The sequence below is a fragment of the Christiangramia sediminicola genome (assembly GCF_031344135.1).
GTDB lineage: Bacteria > Bacteroidota > Bacteroidia > Flavobacteriales > Flavobacteriaceae > Christiangramia > Christiangramia sediminicola.
The window spans coordinates 528,661-542,728 of record NZ_JAVJIU010000003.1 but is presented as its reverse complement, the minus strand read 5'-3'; the positions used below and the strand labels follow the sequence as shown (position 1 = coordinate 542,728).

At 37.5% G+C, this 14,068-nt stretch carries 13 protein-coding genes; 12 read left to right on the top strand and 1 reads right to left on the bottom strand.

Annotated elements, in window-relative coordinates:
• Positions 1 to 8: 8 nt before the first annotated feature.
• The 8 genes from RE431_RS09775 (at position 9) to RE431_RS09740 (ending at position 9,905) form a co-directional block, all read left to right on the top strand.
• The gene (locus RE431_RS09775) at positions 9 to 2,120 is read left to right on the top strand and encodes an amino acid carrier protein (RefSeq protein ID WP_309561794.1); all 2,112 of its coding nucleotides are present in this window, start codon (positions 9 to 11) and stop codon (positions 2,118 to 2,120) included.
• A 136-nt stretch (positions 2,121 to 2,256) separates the two neighbouring features.
• Complete coding sequence (locus RE431_RS09770) at positions 2,257 to 2,949, top strand: SGNH/GDSL hydrolase family protein (RefSeq protein WP_309561793.1); 693 nt, start codon at positions 2,257 to 2,259, stop codon at positions 2,947 to 2,949.
• A gap of 51 nt (positions 2,950 to 3,000) precedes the next feature.
• Entirely contained in the window at positions 3,001 to 4,284 is a 1,284-nt protein-coding gene (locus RE431_RS09765; protein ID WP_309561792.1) for a DUF2851 family protein, read from the top strand.
• A 9-nt stretch (positions 4,285 to 4,293) separates the two neighbouring features.
• Entirely contained in the window at positions 4,294 to 4,524 is a 231-nt protein-coding gene (locus RE431_RS09760) for a PspC domain-containing protein (protein ID WP_309561791.1), read from the top strand.
• Positions 4,521 to 5,534: a potassium channel family protein gene (locus tag RE431_RS09755; RefSeq protein ID WP_309561790.1), complete on the top strand. Its 1,014-nt coding sequence runs from the start codon at positions 4,521 to 4,523 to the stop codon at positions 5,532 to 5,534. The genes RE431_RS09760 and RE431_RS09755 overlap by 4 nt, the downstream gene beginning before the upstream one ends.
• 147 nt (positions 5,535 to 5,681) lie before the next feature.
• A complete protein-coding gene (locus RE431_RS09750; protein ID WP_309561789.1) occupies positions 5,682 to 7,769 on the top strand; it encodes an amino acid carrier protein in 2,088 nt (695 codons plus the stop codon).
• A gap of 13 nt (positions 7,770 to 7,782) precedes the next feature.
• The gene (locus RE431_RS09745) at positions 7,783 to 8,649 is read left to right on the top strand and encodes a ComEA family DNA-binding protein (RefSeq protein ID WP_309561788.1); all 867 of its coding nucleotides are present in this window, start codon (positions 7,783 to 7,785) and stop codon (positions 8,647 to 8,649) included.
• A gap of 89 nt (positions 8,650 to 8,738) precedes the next feature.
• Entirely contained in the window at positions 8,739 to 9,905 is a 1,167-nt protein-coding gene (locus RE431_RS09740) for an acyl-CoA dehydrogenase family protein (RefSeq protein WP_309561787.1), read from the top strand.
• A 47-nt stretch (positions 9,906 to 9,952) separates the two neighbouring features.
• On the opposite strand, the gene RE431_RS09735 is transcribed toward RE431_RS09740, so the two are convergent.
• The gene (locus tag RE431_RS09735; RefSeq protein ID WP_309561786.1) at positions 9,953 to 10,822 is read right to left on the bottom strand and encodes an MBL fold metallo-hydrolase; all 870 of its coding nucleotides are present in this window, start codon (positions 10,820 to 10,822) and stop codon (positions 9,953 to 9,955) included.
• A gap of 148 nt (positions 10,823 to 10,970) precedes the next feature.
• Here RE431_RS09735 and rpsU point away from each other — a divergent pair, with 148 nt between their 5' ends.
• The 4 genes from rpsU to hpf all read left to right on the top strand — a co-directional run bounded on the left by rpsU (position 10,971) and on the right by hpf (position 14,019).
• Positions 10,971 to 11,165: a 30S ribosomal protein S21 gene (gene rpsU / locus RE431_RS09730; protein ID WP_026933820.1), complete on the top strand. Its 195-nt coding sequence runs from the start codon at positions 10,971 to 10,973 to the stop codon at positions 11,163 to 11,165.
• 177 nt (positions 11,166 to 11,342) lie between these two features.
• Positions 11,343 to 12,719, top strand: a complete 1,377-nt coding sequence (locus RE431_RS09725) for an alpha-amylase (RefSeq protein ID WP_309561785.1) — start codon at positions 11,343 to 11,345, stop codon at positions 12,717 to 12,719.
• Positions 12,720 to 12,790: 71 nt separating this feature from the next.
• Positions 12,791 to 13,681 carry a tyrosine-type recombinase/integrase gene (locus RE431_RS09720; RefSeq protein WP_309561784.1) on the top strand — a complete coding sequence of 297 codons (891 nt, stop codon included), beginning with the start codon at positions 12,791 to 12,793 and terminating at the stop codon, positions 13,679 to 13,681.
• Between the two features lie 35 nt (positions 13,682 to 13,716).
• Entirely contained in the window at positions 13,717 to 14,019 is a 303-nt protein-coding gene (hpf, locus tag RE431_RS09715; protein WP_309561783.1) for a ribosome hibernation-promoting factor, HPF/YfiA family, read from the top strand.
• Positions 14,020 to 14,068: the final 49 nt, after the last annotated feature.

Here is a 14,068-nt window from a genome sequence, read left to right as displayed (position 1 = left end):
CAAATTATATGGTAAAGAACTATTGGTTATTCACCAGCTTATTTTTTTTAATGACGTTTTGTGTAAATGCACAAAACGAGAAAAAGGAATCTTCAGACCTGGAGGTTTCTTTAAAACTTATTAATCCTACCCGTGAGATCAATGATGGCGAGACCCGCGTTCAGGTTAAAGGAGGTGAACCACCTTACGATTACAAATGGAGTAAGCAAAGTGTTGCTCTGGATTCAAATAAGGCAAAAGGCCTAATAGAAGGCCTCGATTACTCTGTTACAGTTACAGATTCTAAAGGAGCATCAGTTAAAAAGGATTTCAATATTACGGCGAAATCCATCACCGAAATCTTTAATAGTAAAGTTCAGCCTGCGGTAGATTTCTTAGGAGGAATTCTTTTCTGGGATCCTTTTGCAGCCGTAGGTATTTACGACCCGGTAGTTTATACAGAGCAAAAAGAAATTCCTGTTCCTAGCTGGGATGCTACTACCAAGGATATATATAGTCTTAAAAAATGGCTGGTAAAGGAAGGAGCTTCGGTTAAAGAAGGTGATAAAATAGCCATTGTTCAAACAGATAAAGGTGAAGAAACCGAGGTTTTTTCAGATGCCTCCGGAAAAGTAACTTACCTGGTTCCGGAAGGAGGAGAGATTTTTAATCCCAACGATAAAGAAGATGTTATTGAGCAAAATGCTCATATGATTGCAAAGGTTAAATATGATGATCCTCAACCTTTACATCATCCAAATGGGGAGGTTAGGGAAAATTCAATTCCATTTATTGTAATATGGTTAATACTGGGGAGTATCTTCTTTACTCTTCGGTTAGGATTTGTAAATATTCGTGGTTTCAAACATTCATTAGAGCTTGCAAAGGGAAAATTTGATAATCCTGATGCTCCCGGAACCATTACGCACTTCCAGGCAATGGCCACGGCTGTTTCTGCAACTGTTGGCCTGGGTAATATTGCCGGAGTTGCAGTTGCGATTTCCCTGGGAGGAGCAGGCGCAACCTTCTGGATGTTCACTGCTGGATTCTTCGCGATGTCTCTTAAGTTTACAGAATGTACGCTAGGGGTTAAGTATCGTAAGATCCATGAAGACGGACGAATTTTCGGTGGACCAATGAACTACCTTCGTTATGGTCTTGAGAAAAGGAATATGAAAGGCCTGGGTAAATTTCTTGCCGGCTTATTTGCGGTTTTAGGAATCGGGGCTTCTTTTGGAGGAGGAAATATGATACAGTCTAACCAGGCTTTTAAAATTGTATCTGAACAGCTTCCGTTTTTACAGGGTTATGGTTTCTGGTTTGGTATTGGTTTCGCACTTCTTGTTGGAGTGGTTATTCTTGGAGGTATCAATAGTATAGCCAGAGTGACAAGTAAGGTGGTGCCAGTTATGGCGATTATTTATATACTTGGTTGTGCAGTGGTTATTGGAGTAAATTTTGAAAATATTGGGGGCGCTTTTTCTGCAATTTTCAATGGTGCTTTATCTGCCAGTGCCATGAAAGGTGGATTTATCGGTGTCCTTATCATTGGTTTGCAAAGGGCTGCCTTCTCAAGTGAAGCCGGAGTTGGTTCTGCCGCGATCGCCCATAGTGCAACCAAAACTGAAAATCCAATCGCAGATGGATTTACCTCCCTGGTTGAGCCGTTTATTGATACTATGGTGGTTTGTACGATGACTGCATTGGTATTAATATTCACTGGGATGCATGAAGTTGAAGGTGGTATGCAAGGAGTAGAACTAACAGCAGATGCCTTTGGAAGTGTGATCTCCTGGTTTCCTGCTATACTCGCATTAGCCGTATTTCTATTTGCATTTTCCACGATGGTCTCCTGGTCGTACTATGGAATGAGATCCTGGACCTACCTGTTTGGACAAAGCAAAAAGTCTGAGATCATTTACAAGGTATTGTTTCTACTATTTGTAGTTGTAGGTGCCTCGGTAAGCCTTGGTGCTGTTTTAAGTTTTTCAGATATGATGATCCTGGCAATGTCTTTCCCTAATATTATAGGGCTTTATATAATGTCTTCTGAAGTAAGGGGAGATATGAAAACTTACTGGAGCAAATTGAAGAACGGGGAACTGTTTATTAATCCAAAATTCAGAAAAGAAGAAGCTTAGATAATAAATATAAATCAAAATAAGAGAGCTCTGCCATTGTTTGGTGGAGCTTTTTTATGCTAAGAAAAGGCTAAACTCAAAGCTTTTATTTCAGAATAACTTCAAATATTCTATTTTCAGGGCTCAAATGATAATTATGAAAAAAATCTACTTTCTCTTTTTAAGCTTAATTCTATTCTCCTGTAGTTCAACTTTAGACGTTCAGGACAATCAGGAACCGGAAGATCCTAAATTTTCTTATCTCGCATTAGGTGATTCCTACACTATTGGTGAAAGTGTCATGGAGACAGAACGCTGGCCGGTTCAACTTGCTGAACAATTACGTGAAAGAGGTTATAAGATGGCAGCTCCAAAGATCATTGCCAAAACGGGATGGACCACGGAAGATCTTTTAAGAGGTATGGAAAGCGAATTGAATATTCAGAGAGATTTTGATATTGTCTCCATTCTTATTGGAGTGAATAATCAATATCAGGGAAAGCCGATAACTGAATATGAAGATGACCTTAGAACTATCTTCAATAAAGCGGTGAATCATTCTAAAACCATGGAAAAAGGAGTTTTTGCAGTAAGCATTCCAGATTATGGATACACTCCGTTTGGCTCTGCAAACCAGGAAAGGATTAGTGCAGAGATCGATAGATTTAACGAGGTTTTCAAAAGGGTAGCAGATGAATTCAATGTTCCTTTTTATAATATTACTCCAATCTCCAGAGACGCGAAAAACAATCCTGATCTGGTAGCGAGTGATGGCCTGCATCCTAGTGGTTTAATGTATCAATACTGGGTAGACCAGATCGTGAATCAGGTGGCCGAAAAATTACCATAATTTATTTTTTATCGTCTAATTTTCAATTGGTTAAATTGATACATTAGATGAGTGAAAGAAGAATTTTTATATCATCTCTGGAAGTTTCAGAAATTTGAATCGGAGTTAATTTTAACCACCGGAAATGAACCTTTAAAAATCCTGAATCCAGGATCGCAGAATGATCTGTCGGGTCCAGATTTCTTCAATGCTAAAATTCAAATAGGCGATCAATTATGGGCTGGAAATGTGGAAATGCATTTGAAGTCTTCGGACTGGTATTTTCATAATCACGAAACAGATTCTTCTTATGATAATGTAATTCTCCACGTAGTTTGGGAACATGATGTTGAAGTGTATCGAAAGGATAATTCTGAAATTCCCTGCCTTGAACTAAAAAATAGGGTGCCGGAGGAATTGTTGAACCAGTATAAAAATCTACTCGAAAAAGATCATTTAAAGATAAATTGTGAGAATGATTTTGCTCTATTTTCAACTTTCCAGGTAGATCATTGGCTTGAAAGATTATATTTTGAAAGACTTGAGAGAAAATCTGATGAGATATTTCAGTTACTAAAGAAAACCGGGAATAATTGGGATGCGGTTCTTTTTATCATGCTGGCTAAAAGCTTTGGCTCAAAGATAAATGCTGAGTCGTTTGCCAACATGGCAACGAATATCGATTTTAAAATAATTCAGAAATTATCTCATGATCAATTTGCTCTCGAAGCTTTGCTTTTAGGGCAAGCAGGATTAATAAAGGCTACTGATAAATATGGAGCTGAACTGCAAACAGCATATGACTTCTTACGACATAAATATTCACTTGAAAAAAGTTTCATTGATCAACCTAGATTCTTCAGATTACGTCCTGATAATTTCCCTACGATAAGATTAGCTCAGTTAGCTGCTCTATTTTCTACACGAAAACAATTGTTTTCAGATCTTATGCAGGCTTCTTATCTGGAAGAAATAAGAGAAATTTTAGTAGTGAATATGTCAGATTACTGGAAGACTCATTATAATTTCAGTAAAAGTCATAAAGCAAGACCAAAGTGTCTAAGCAAATCATTTATAGATCTGCTGGTAATCAATTGTATAGTTCCCATTAAGCATTGCTATTATAAATTTATCGGTGAAGATAATGAGGAGGAGATCTTCCAGCTTATAAGTTCTGTTAGGCCTGAAAAGAATTCGATAGTAAATTTGTTTGAAGAACTTAAGCCCGAAATAGCTTCAAACGCAATGGATTCACAAGCCTTATTGCAGTTGAAAAATGAATATTGTAATTTGAATAAATGTTTACAATGTGAATTGGGAGCATCTTTATTGAGGAAGTCTCCCAAATACATTTAAATTTGCTGCATGACTACGCTTGTTTCTAACATTAGGTATCACCTGGAAAAGCATGGATTTTATGTTTCCACCCGTCTTGCTGATAAGCTGGGGATGCGTGCAAAGAATGTAAGGCTATTCTTCATTTATGCTTCATTCTTTACGATGGGAGCAGGTTTTGTAGTATATCTTACGCTGGCTTTCTGGCTGAAATTAAAAGACCTTATTTATACTAAGAGAACATCGGTATTCGATCTATGAGAAAACTGCTGGATTCAAGAATAAAACTGGCTGTTGCCTTAATTATCCTGGTCTTTTTCACCGGTGTGGTTGGTTTCCGTTTCCTTTATGATTATACCTGGGTAGATGCTTTGTATATGACCATCATTACGGTGAGTACTGTGGGATATGGTGAAGTTCAGCCTATGGGACCTTATGGAAAGCTCTTTACTTCAGTATTTATTATTTCGGGACTTTTTATATTTGGTTTCGGACTTTCTACGATCACAGAACACATTTTGAATAAAAATAATATTGGTAATCTAAAGCGGAATAAAATGAGAAAAAGAATTGATTCCTTGAAGGATCATGTCATCGTTTGCGGTTATGGTCAGAATGGAAAAATGGCTGTTCAGAAACTGGTAGATTACCGAAAGAACTTTGTGATCATAGACGAGAATGAAGAAGTATTTCAGGGAATCGAAAATGATGATAATCTCAATTATATTGTTGGGAACGCTACGGAAGATGAGATCCTGGAATCTGCCGGAGTAGATAAAGCTTCTACATTGATCTGTGCTTTGCCGAGAGATGCTGATAATTTGTTCATAGTTCTTTCTGCAAGACAATTGAAGAAGGATCTGAAGATCATTAGCAGGGCAACCGAAGAAAATAGCTACAAAAAGTTAAAATTAGCTGGCGCAGATAATGTGATTATGCCAGATAGAATTGGGGGTAGTCATATGGCTTCTCTAGTGGTCGTACCAGACCTCGTTGAGTTCCTCGATAATTTGTCAGTTTCTGGAGAGCAGGACAGTATAAATGTAGAGCAAATTTCCTTTTCAAAGATATGCTCAGATGGGATTGAAAAAACGATCGCAGAGACCGATATTCGTAAGAAAACGGGTTGTTCAATAATTGGATATAAATCACCTTCAGGAGCTTACGTGGTAAATCCTGAACCTTCCCTGAAATTGGAGAAGGAATCAAAACTTATAATGATTGGAAGACCGGAGCAAATTGAAAGCCTAAAAAAGTATTATTCCGTCTGAAAATTTCTGCTATAAACCCGGTCTGAGGATTTATATTTTTTTTAACAAGAAATTCACAATTTAACGGGTAAAAGTTTGAAATAGACTAATTTTTTAGCATATTCACCCGCTGAAAATTTAACTTCAAATAAATAACAGAAATTCTATATGAGAAAGTACTTACTTTCAATGTTCTTTTTATTTTCAATTTTTGGATTGTCTGCACAAGAACTAGACGTTAAGGCCAAAGTCGGTAATCCTTCAAAAGTGATTAATAATGGGTTCATCGAACTGGATGTAACGGGAGGAACACCTCCTTACCAATACAAATGGTCTAACCAGGCAACTAGCCTAGAATCCAACAGAACAGAAGGTCTAACAGAAGGAATTCCATACAGCGTTGTTGTTACAGATAGCGAAGGGAATTCGGTAGAAAAAGAGTTTCAGGTAGACGCCGAAGCGATCACTGAGCACTTTAACGGGACATTCGCTCCTATAGTTGAAAGCATGGGTAATGTTCTATTCTGGGATCCATTTTCAGCAATAGGAATTTACGATCCAGTAGTTTACGCAGATCTTAAGAGAGTGGAAGCTCCGGAATGGGATCCACAGGAAACATCAAAGTTCATTTTAAAAGATTGGAAAGTAGCAGAAGGAGATCACGTGAATACGGGAGATCCAATTGCAACTGTTTCAAAGAACGGTCAGGATATCACGGCATATGCGAATGCTGATGGTAACTTAAAACACTTTCTTGATGAAGGAGAAGTTATTTATAACTCAGAAAATAAGCAACATGTAATTGAGCAGGGAGCGCAATATTTTGCGAGCATCACTTATGATGAGCCAATCGCTCTTTTACATCCAAACGGAGATCCTCAACAAAAGAATATTCCATTTATCGTAGTGTGGCTTGTGTTAGGAGCATTATTCTTTACTATCCGTTTAGGATTTATCAATATTAGAGGTTTCAAGCATTCTCTTGAACTTGCAAAAGGTAAGTATGATGATCCAAATGCACCAGGTCAGGTAACTCACTTCCAGGCGCTGGCTACAGCAGTTTCAGGAACAGTTGGTCTTGGTAACATTGCCGGGGTTGCAGTAGCGATCTCTCTAGGTGGTGCCGGAGCAACCATGTGGATGATCCTTGCTGGTCTTCTAGGGATGTCTTCTAAATTCGTGGAATGTACACTTGGTGTAAAATATAGATTTATAAATTCTGAAGGTCGTGTATTCGGTGGTCCAATGAACTACCTTAGATATGGTCTTGAAAAAAGAAATAAAAGAGGTCTAGGTAAATTCCTTGCAGCCTTTTTCGCTATCCTGGCGATTGGTGCTTCCTTTGGTGGAGGTAACATGTTTCAGGCTAACCAATCTTTCTCTATTCTAGCTGGAGAGTTCCCAATGCTTGCCGGAAATGGTTTCTGGTTTGGAATTGTGGTGGCTGTTCTAGTTGGTATCGTGATTATTGGTGGAATTAGCAGTATTGCGAAAGTAACCGGAAAGATCGTTCCTATCATGGCAGCGGTTTATGTTCTTGGGGCTCTTATCGTAATTGGTGTGAATATCGAAAATATTGGACCTGCATTTTCAGCGATCTGGGATGGAGCGTTTAGTCCTAGTGCACTTAAAGGTGGAGTTATTGGAGTATTGATTGTTGGATTCCAGCGTGCCGCCTTCTCTAATGAGGCCGGTGTTGGATCTGCTGCAATTGCTCACTCTGCGGCTAAAACTAATCACCCGCCATCTGAAGGATTTGTTGCGCTTCTTGAGCCTTTCATCGATACCGTAGTAGTTTGTACTCTTACTGCATTGGTATTGATCTTTACAGGTATGCACGAAGTTGAAGGTGTTGGTGGTGTTGAACTTACATCTACTGCTTTTGGTAGTGTAATCTCATGGTTCCCATATGTACTTGCAACAGCAGTATTCTTATTCGCATTCTCAACTATGATCTCCTGGTCATACTACGGAATGAGAGCATGGACTTACCTATTTGGTAAGAGCAAGAAGAATGAGATAATCTACAAATGCTTGTTCCTTGTATTCGTAGTAGTGGGAGCATCTGTAAGTTTAGGCGCTGTACTGGACTTTTCAGATATGATGATTCTCGCGATGTCTTTCCCTAACATTATTGGGTTGTACTTTATGATCGGAGAAGTTAGTGATGACCTGAAAGAATACACACACAGGCTTAAAGCAGGTGAATTATTTCACAAACCTGAAAAAGGTAAAAAAGCTGAAGCGGCCTCTTAGGTCACTCTAAATAATGAAATTTTTAAAATCCCATTTTGCGCTTTCCCGAAGTCAGCAAAATGGGATTTTTATTTTATTGCTTCTCATCATTATTCTTCAGTTGTTCATTTTTATAGATTTCACTCCGGAATCTGATTCTGAAAAGATCGATGAGACCGAAATCAATAATTTCAGAAAGCAACTGGATTCGATCAATCAGCTTGCTGAGGTTAGAAAGGATACTATCTATCCTTTCAATCCAAACTACCTTACCGATTTTAAAGCTTACCAGATTGGAATGTCCACATCTGAAATTGACCGTCTTATCGTATATCGCAAGTCTGGCAAATGGATCAATTCCATCGAAGATTTTAAATCTGTCACAAAAGTTCATGATAGCCTTCTGAAAAAGATATCTCCATCTTTCAGATTTCCTGAATGGACTCAGAAAACTAAAAATAAACCTACAGAATTTAAAAAATCAGCTGAAACCGGTTTTATCATATCAGATCTGAATGCGGCTAATTCAGAAGATCTAAAAAAGGTGAATGGTGTAGGGGATGTGCTTTCTGAACGGATCGTGAAATATAGAAATAGTATTGGTGGTTTCAGATCATCCATTCAATTGAAGGATGTTTATGGGCTATCTCCAGAAGTTATTGAAAGAATTGATGAGCAATTCAAGATCATTTCAAAGCCTACAACCTCTTTATTGAATATCAATGACATCAGTGAACAACAGCTTTCAGAAATTCCTTATTTTAACGCAAGAATTGCGAAGGAGATCATTAGTTACCGAAAGCTTCATGAGGGTATTTCGTCTTTTGAAGAATTATCAAAAATCAACCTATTTCCTTACGATAAAATCGATAGAATTAAATTATATTTGGCCGTAGAGTAATTTTTGCGAAAAAATCAACTCGAAATTCATAATAAGATAATCAAGAAATGCCATTTCAGTTTCATGAAAATGGCTAAATACAATATAACATGAGCAGATATTTTACAGAAGAACATGAATTGTTCAGGAAAAGTTTTCAGGAATTTTTGCAGAAAGAGGTTGTGCCGCATATTGATAAATGGGAGGAGACTGGTACTATAGAGCGTTTTATCTGGAAGAAGTTTGGTGAAATGGGATATTTTGGCTTGAACCAGCCAGAGGAATATGGAGGAATGGGAGTGGATCTTTTCTATACAGTGATCTTTCTGGAAGAGCTTCAGAAGATAAATTCAGGGGGATTTGCCGCAGCAATGTGGGCTCATGCTTACCTGGCCATGACTCACTTAAAAGTTGAGGCAAGTCATGATTTAAAAGAAAAATATCTTACCCCAGCGATTGACGGTGATAAGATAGGCTGTCTTTGTATTTCTGAACCCTTTGGAGGTTCAGATGTTGCTGGGATGAAAACAACAGCAATTAAGAAAGGAGATAAGTTCATTATTAATGGCTCCAAAACTTTTATCACCAATGGTGTTTATGCCGACTTTTATGTAGTTGCAGCTAAGACCGATCCTGAAAAAGGAAATAAGGGAATGAGCATGTTTCTGGTTGATAAAGATTTTAAAGGGATCTCTGCAACGAAATTGAATAAATTGGGTTGGAGAGCGTCAGATACTGCAGAGCTTGCGTTTGATAATGTAGAAGTACCAGAAGAATATCTATTAGGTGAAGAAGGTAAAGGCTTTAATTACATAATGCAGCATTTCGCCATGGAAAGATTGATCATGGGTATCAATGCTCATGCAAGATCTGAATTCGCCCTGGAATATGTGATGGGTTATATGAGCGAAAGAGAGGCATTCGGTAAAACTCTCGATAGATTTCAGGCGCTAAGACATTCGCTTGCTGAAATGGTGAGTGAAGTGGAAGTGATCAAGGAATTCAACTATGCTACCTCGCAGAGACTAAATGATGGAGAGTATGTGGTAAAAGAAGCTAGTATGTCCAAACTTCTTGCTACTAAGATCGCCGATGATGTCATGTACAAATGTCTTCAGATGCTTGGAGGTTATGGTTATATGGAAGATTATCCTATGGCCAGAATGTTTAGAGATAGTAGGTTAGGGCCAATTGGTGGTGGAACTTCTGAAATCTTAAAAGAGATCATCGCCAAAATGGTGATCGATAAGAAAGAATATAAGCCTGCAGCTAAGTAAATAGCTGTAGTAATTTATAATTTGAAGCCTCGGAGAAATTCGAGGCTTTATTTTTTCAAACTATTATAGAAAGTGGTCCTGATCTTTGGTCCGTTAATATAGGCTTCTGAAGCAGCCTCATCTGTAATGAATTCACTGGTAAGATTTTCGTCATTGATGATCTCTTTTTCAGATTTTCCTTCTTCGATCGCTTTCATAACATTTGACCTGATCCCTTCCAGCATTTTCGCATATTGTTGATAGTCATCATATGTAGCAAGGTTTCCGTGACCAGGAATAATTTTAGTGTTCTTATTTATAATCGAAAGGCCTGTTTTAGCAGCCGCGATATCTCCGTCAACGCTTCCGCCATTATTAAGATCTATAAATGGAAAGCTACCGTTAAAAAATGTATCTCCGGTGTGTAGAACATTACTTTGAGGCAGGTAGATAAGAGCATCACCGTTTGTATGTGCATTATCAACATGAATCACCATGATATCGTTGCCGTTGATGTGTAAGTTTAAATTTTCGGAAAAAGTAACAACGGGCAAACCACTTACTCGGCTGGTGTCAGACTTCAATTTTTTTCTAACGTTCTCATGCGCAAGTATCATCGCCCCATGTTCCTGGAAATTTTCATTCCCACCAGTATGATCACCGTGATGATGTGTATTCACAAGATACTTGACTGGCTTATTACTAAGGTTACTTATTGCATTCATGATCTTTTCGCTTAATCCGGCAAACTGATCATCTATCATAAATACTCCGTCTTCGCCTGTTAGAATACCTATATTGCCACCTGCTCCTTTCAACATTGATACGCTATCACTAACCGGAACAATTTCAATTTCAACCTCACTAAAATCCTGGAATGCAAAAAGTGAAGTAGTTGAAAATAGCAGCAATATGATGGCGGTAATTGAATTTTTCATGTGTTGTAGATTTTTGCTTCAAGTTACACAAAATTAGAGCTGTAAGTCAAAATTTAATAATTTAGTAAATAAATAATAAAAAGATTGGGTGTTATTAGAAATGCATTATCTTTGCAGCCGATTCCAAAAGAAGGGAGGTGATGACACTATGTTAATTATACCAGTTAAAGACGGAGAAAATATAGATAGAGCTCTTAAGCGTTTTAAGCGTAAGTTCGACAAAACAGGAACTATGCGTCAGCTAAGAGATCGTCAGCATTTTACAAAACCTTCTGTAGAGCGTAGAGCTCAAATTCAGAAAGCTGAATATATCCAGCACCTGAGAGACGCAGAAGATATCTAGTAAATTGTTACATATCTTATAAAGAAAACCACCGATTTGTTCGGTGGTTTTAAATTTATATCCGTGAAAATTAAATACTTGTTAACACGAAAACGTTTTCGTCTATGTGATTCTTTTTTTAAGCTTCGAAATATTTCAATTTTTCATAATTTGAACGAAACCCCTTAATATTTAATTATGAAAAAACTTAACCTTTGCGCTGTTCTAGCGATTTCTATGCTTTTCTTCAATTCCTGTCAACAGGAAGAAATTAATTCTGAAGATATTCGGCCGCAAAAAAAATCAAATCAAAATTCAAAATCTGCTAATCCAACTAAGGCCCAGGTAGGGAGCAAGGTGATGATGCAAGCTTTTTACTGGGATGTGCCCGCTGGCGGAACTTGGTGGGAAACAATCGAAGACAAGATCCCGGCATGGAGTAATTCTGGGATCGATGCTATCTGGATTCCACCTGCTTCAAAGGCTCAGAATGGACCTTTCTCTATGGGTTATGATCCCTTTGATTATTATGACTTCGGAAACTATAATCAGATGGGTTCTACGGAAACAAGGTTTGGTTCAAAAAGCGAATTGCAGTCCATGATCTCTACTGCACATAATAATAATATTAGTGTTATAGCTGACATTGTAATCAATCATAATAGTGGTGGAGCTCTGGAAACCAATCCATATTCTGGAACTTCAACCTATACAGATTATGACCCGGCTTCTGGTCTCTTTTTGAGATCGGCGACGGATTTTCACCCAAATGATTATCATAGTAGTGATTCTGGAGCTTTTGGAGGATTTGCTGATCTATGTCACGATAAAAGCTATGTTCAGGACTGGCTATGGAATAAATCTAATTCCGTAGCAAAGTACTACAAGAATAACATGGGATTTGATGGTTGGAGATTTGATTATGTAAAAGGATTCTCTCCATGGGTAGTAGATAGTTGGACAAATGCTGTTGGTGGGTTTGCCGTAGGTGAATACTGGGATGGCAATGCTGCAACCCTAGAATGGTGGGTGAATGAATCTGGAGCATCAGCTTTCGATTTTGCTTGTTATTATAGAATGAAAGATGCTTTTGAAGGAAATGATCTAACAAAACTTCAGGGTGATATGCTTTGGAAACGTAAGCCGATGAAAGCTGTGACCTTTGTAACAAATCATGATACCGATGAGATATATAGCGGTAAAATGTTAGCATACGCTTATATCATGACACATGAAGGTTATCCAACTGTTTTCTATCAAGATTATGAAGAATGGTTAGATAAGGATAAAATGAATAATCTAATTTGGATACATAATAATAAGGCAGGTGGATCTACAAATATCCTGCACGCAGATCAGGATGAATATGTTGCCAGAAGAAATGGAGCGCCAGGTCTTATTGTTTATTTAAATGATAGCAATAACAGATTGGAGAGATGGGTGTCAACGAACTGGTATAACCAGACTATTAAAGATTATACTGGGAATTCTAACTGGCAACCAACAACTCAGGGAGATGGTTGGGTTAAAATAGAGGTGCCTGCTAATTCCTATTCCATCTGGTCTACCTTATAGATTTGATTTTAAATTTTATCGAACTGTTGATAGATTTAAGTTTAGTAACTTTGTCTATCAACAGTTTTTTTATGCCCTTTTCTGCCTTCTTGGACTATTTGCAACTTGAGAAAAAATACTCGGTTCATACCACTACCGCTTACGAGGCAGACCTTAAAGTTTTTCAGGAATTTATAAGTTCTACTTTTAATCAGGAAACGATAGCCAATGTCAATTATCAGCAGGTGAGGAGCTGGATCGTTGAACTGTCTGAATCCGGAATCGCGAATAGAACCATCAATAGAAAAATTTCTTCATTAAAAGCTTATTACCGTTTCTTATTGAAAACAGAGCAAATCGAGTATTCGCCTCTTACCAAACATAAAGCCTTAAAGACGCCTAAGAAGATTCAAATTCCATTTTCGGAGCAGGAGATAGTGAATGTTCTTGAACGAATAGATGATTCCAATTTCGAAGGTTTAAGGGATAGGTTTATTGTTGAGTTGTTTTATTCTACCGGAATACGAAGAATCGAATTGATTAATATAAAGACGACAGATCTTGACCTTGATGGGGGAGTTTTGAAGGTTTTAGGGAAAAGAAATAAGGAGCGATATATCCCTTTGATTTCCTCAGTAAAGGAAACGGCTAAGAAATACCTGAAAGAACGAGATGCAAATGGTTTATTTAGTGTTTCAGATCAACTTTTTTTGACTTCACGAGGAGATAAAATCTATGAAAGTTTTGTTTATAGAATTATAAATAATTATTTTAGTGAGGTGTCTGGCAAATTAAAGAAGAGTCCGCATATTTTGCGACATTCGTTTGCCACTCATTTATTGAACCAGGGCGCTAATCTAAATGCGGTAAAAGAATTATTGGGTCACTCCAGTTTGGCAGCGACTCAAGTCTACACTCACAACAGCATTGCAGAATTGAGCAAAATACACAAGAACGCTCATCCCCGGAACAATAAGAATTAACTTAACCTTATTTGTTTAATTAAATTCTACTGGATATGAAAATGAATCTGCAGTCTGTGAACTTCAATGCCGATCAAAAATTAATTGACTTCACTCAGAAAAAACTTGACAAACTGGATACCTATTTCGATAAGATTATTCATGCTGACGTCTATTTCAAAGTTCAGAATACAAGTGGGAAGGAAAATAAGATCACAGAAATTCTACTTAGTGTTCCTGGTGATGATATTATGGTCAAGAAGACCTGCAATAAGTTTGAAGCCTGTGTAGATGAATGTGTTAGTTCATTGCAAAGACAGCTCATCAAGAAGAAGGAAAAAATGAGTGCTCATGTTTAGCTAATTTTTTTCAAAATTATTTTTTGATAAAGGAATAATTTATATACAT

Bases quoted from the DNA above. Each gene is read 5' to 3' on its own strand.
- RE431_RS09775 (WP_309561794.1), top strand. From the start codon at position 9: ATGGTAAAGAACTATTGGTTATTCACCAGCTTATTTTTTTTAATGACG.
- RE431_RS09770 (WP_309561793.1), top strand. From the start codon at position 2,257: ATGAAAAAAATCTACTTTCTCTTTTTAAGCTTAATTCTATTCTCCTGT.
- RE431_RS09760 (WP_309561791.1), top strand. From the start codon at position 4,294: ATGACTACGCTTGTTTCTAACATTAGGTATCACCTGGAAAAGCATGGA.
- RE431_RS09755 (WP_309561790.1), top strand. From the start codon at position 4,521: ATGAGAAAACTGCTGGATTCAAGAATAAAACTGGCTGTTGCCTTAATT.
- RE431_RS09750 (WP_309561789.1), top strand. From the start codon at position 5,682: ATGAGAAAGTACTTACTTTCAATGTTCTTTTTATTTTCAATTTTTGGA.
- RE431_RS09745 (WP_309561788.1), top strand. From the start codon at position 7,783: ATGAAATTTTTAAAATCCCATTTTGCGCTTTCCCGAAGTCAGCAAAAT.
- RE431_RS09740 (WP_309561787.1), top strand. From the start codon at position 8,739: ATGAGCAGATATTTTACAGAAGAACATGAATTGTTCAGGAAAAGTTTT.
- RE431_RS09735 (WP_309561786.1), bottom strand. From the start codon at position 10,822: ATGAAAAATTCAATTACCGCCATCATATTGCTGCTATTTTCAACTACT.
- rpsU (WP_026933820.1), top strand. From the start codon at position 10,971: ATGTTAATTATACCAGTTAAAGACGGAGAAAATATAGATAGAGCTCTT.
- RE431_RS09725 (WP_309561785.1), top strand. From the start codon at position 11,343: ATGAAAAAACTTAACCTTTGCGCTGTTCTAGCGATTTCTATGCTTTTC.
- RE431_RS09720 (WP_309561784.1), top strand. From the start codon at position 12,791: ATGCCCTTTTCTGCCTTCTTGGACTATTTGCAACTTGAGAAAAAATAC.
- hpf (WP_309561783.1), top strand. From the start codon at position 13,717: ATGAAAATGAATCTGCAGTCTGTGAACTTCAATGCCGATCAAAAATTA.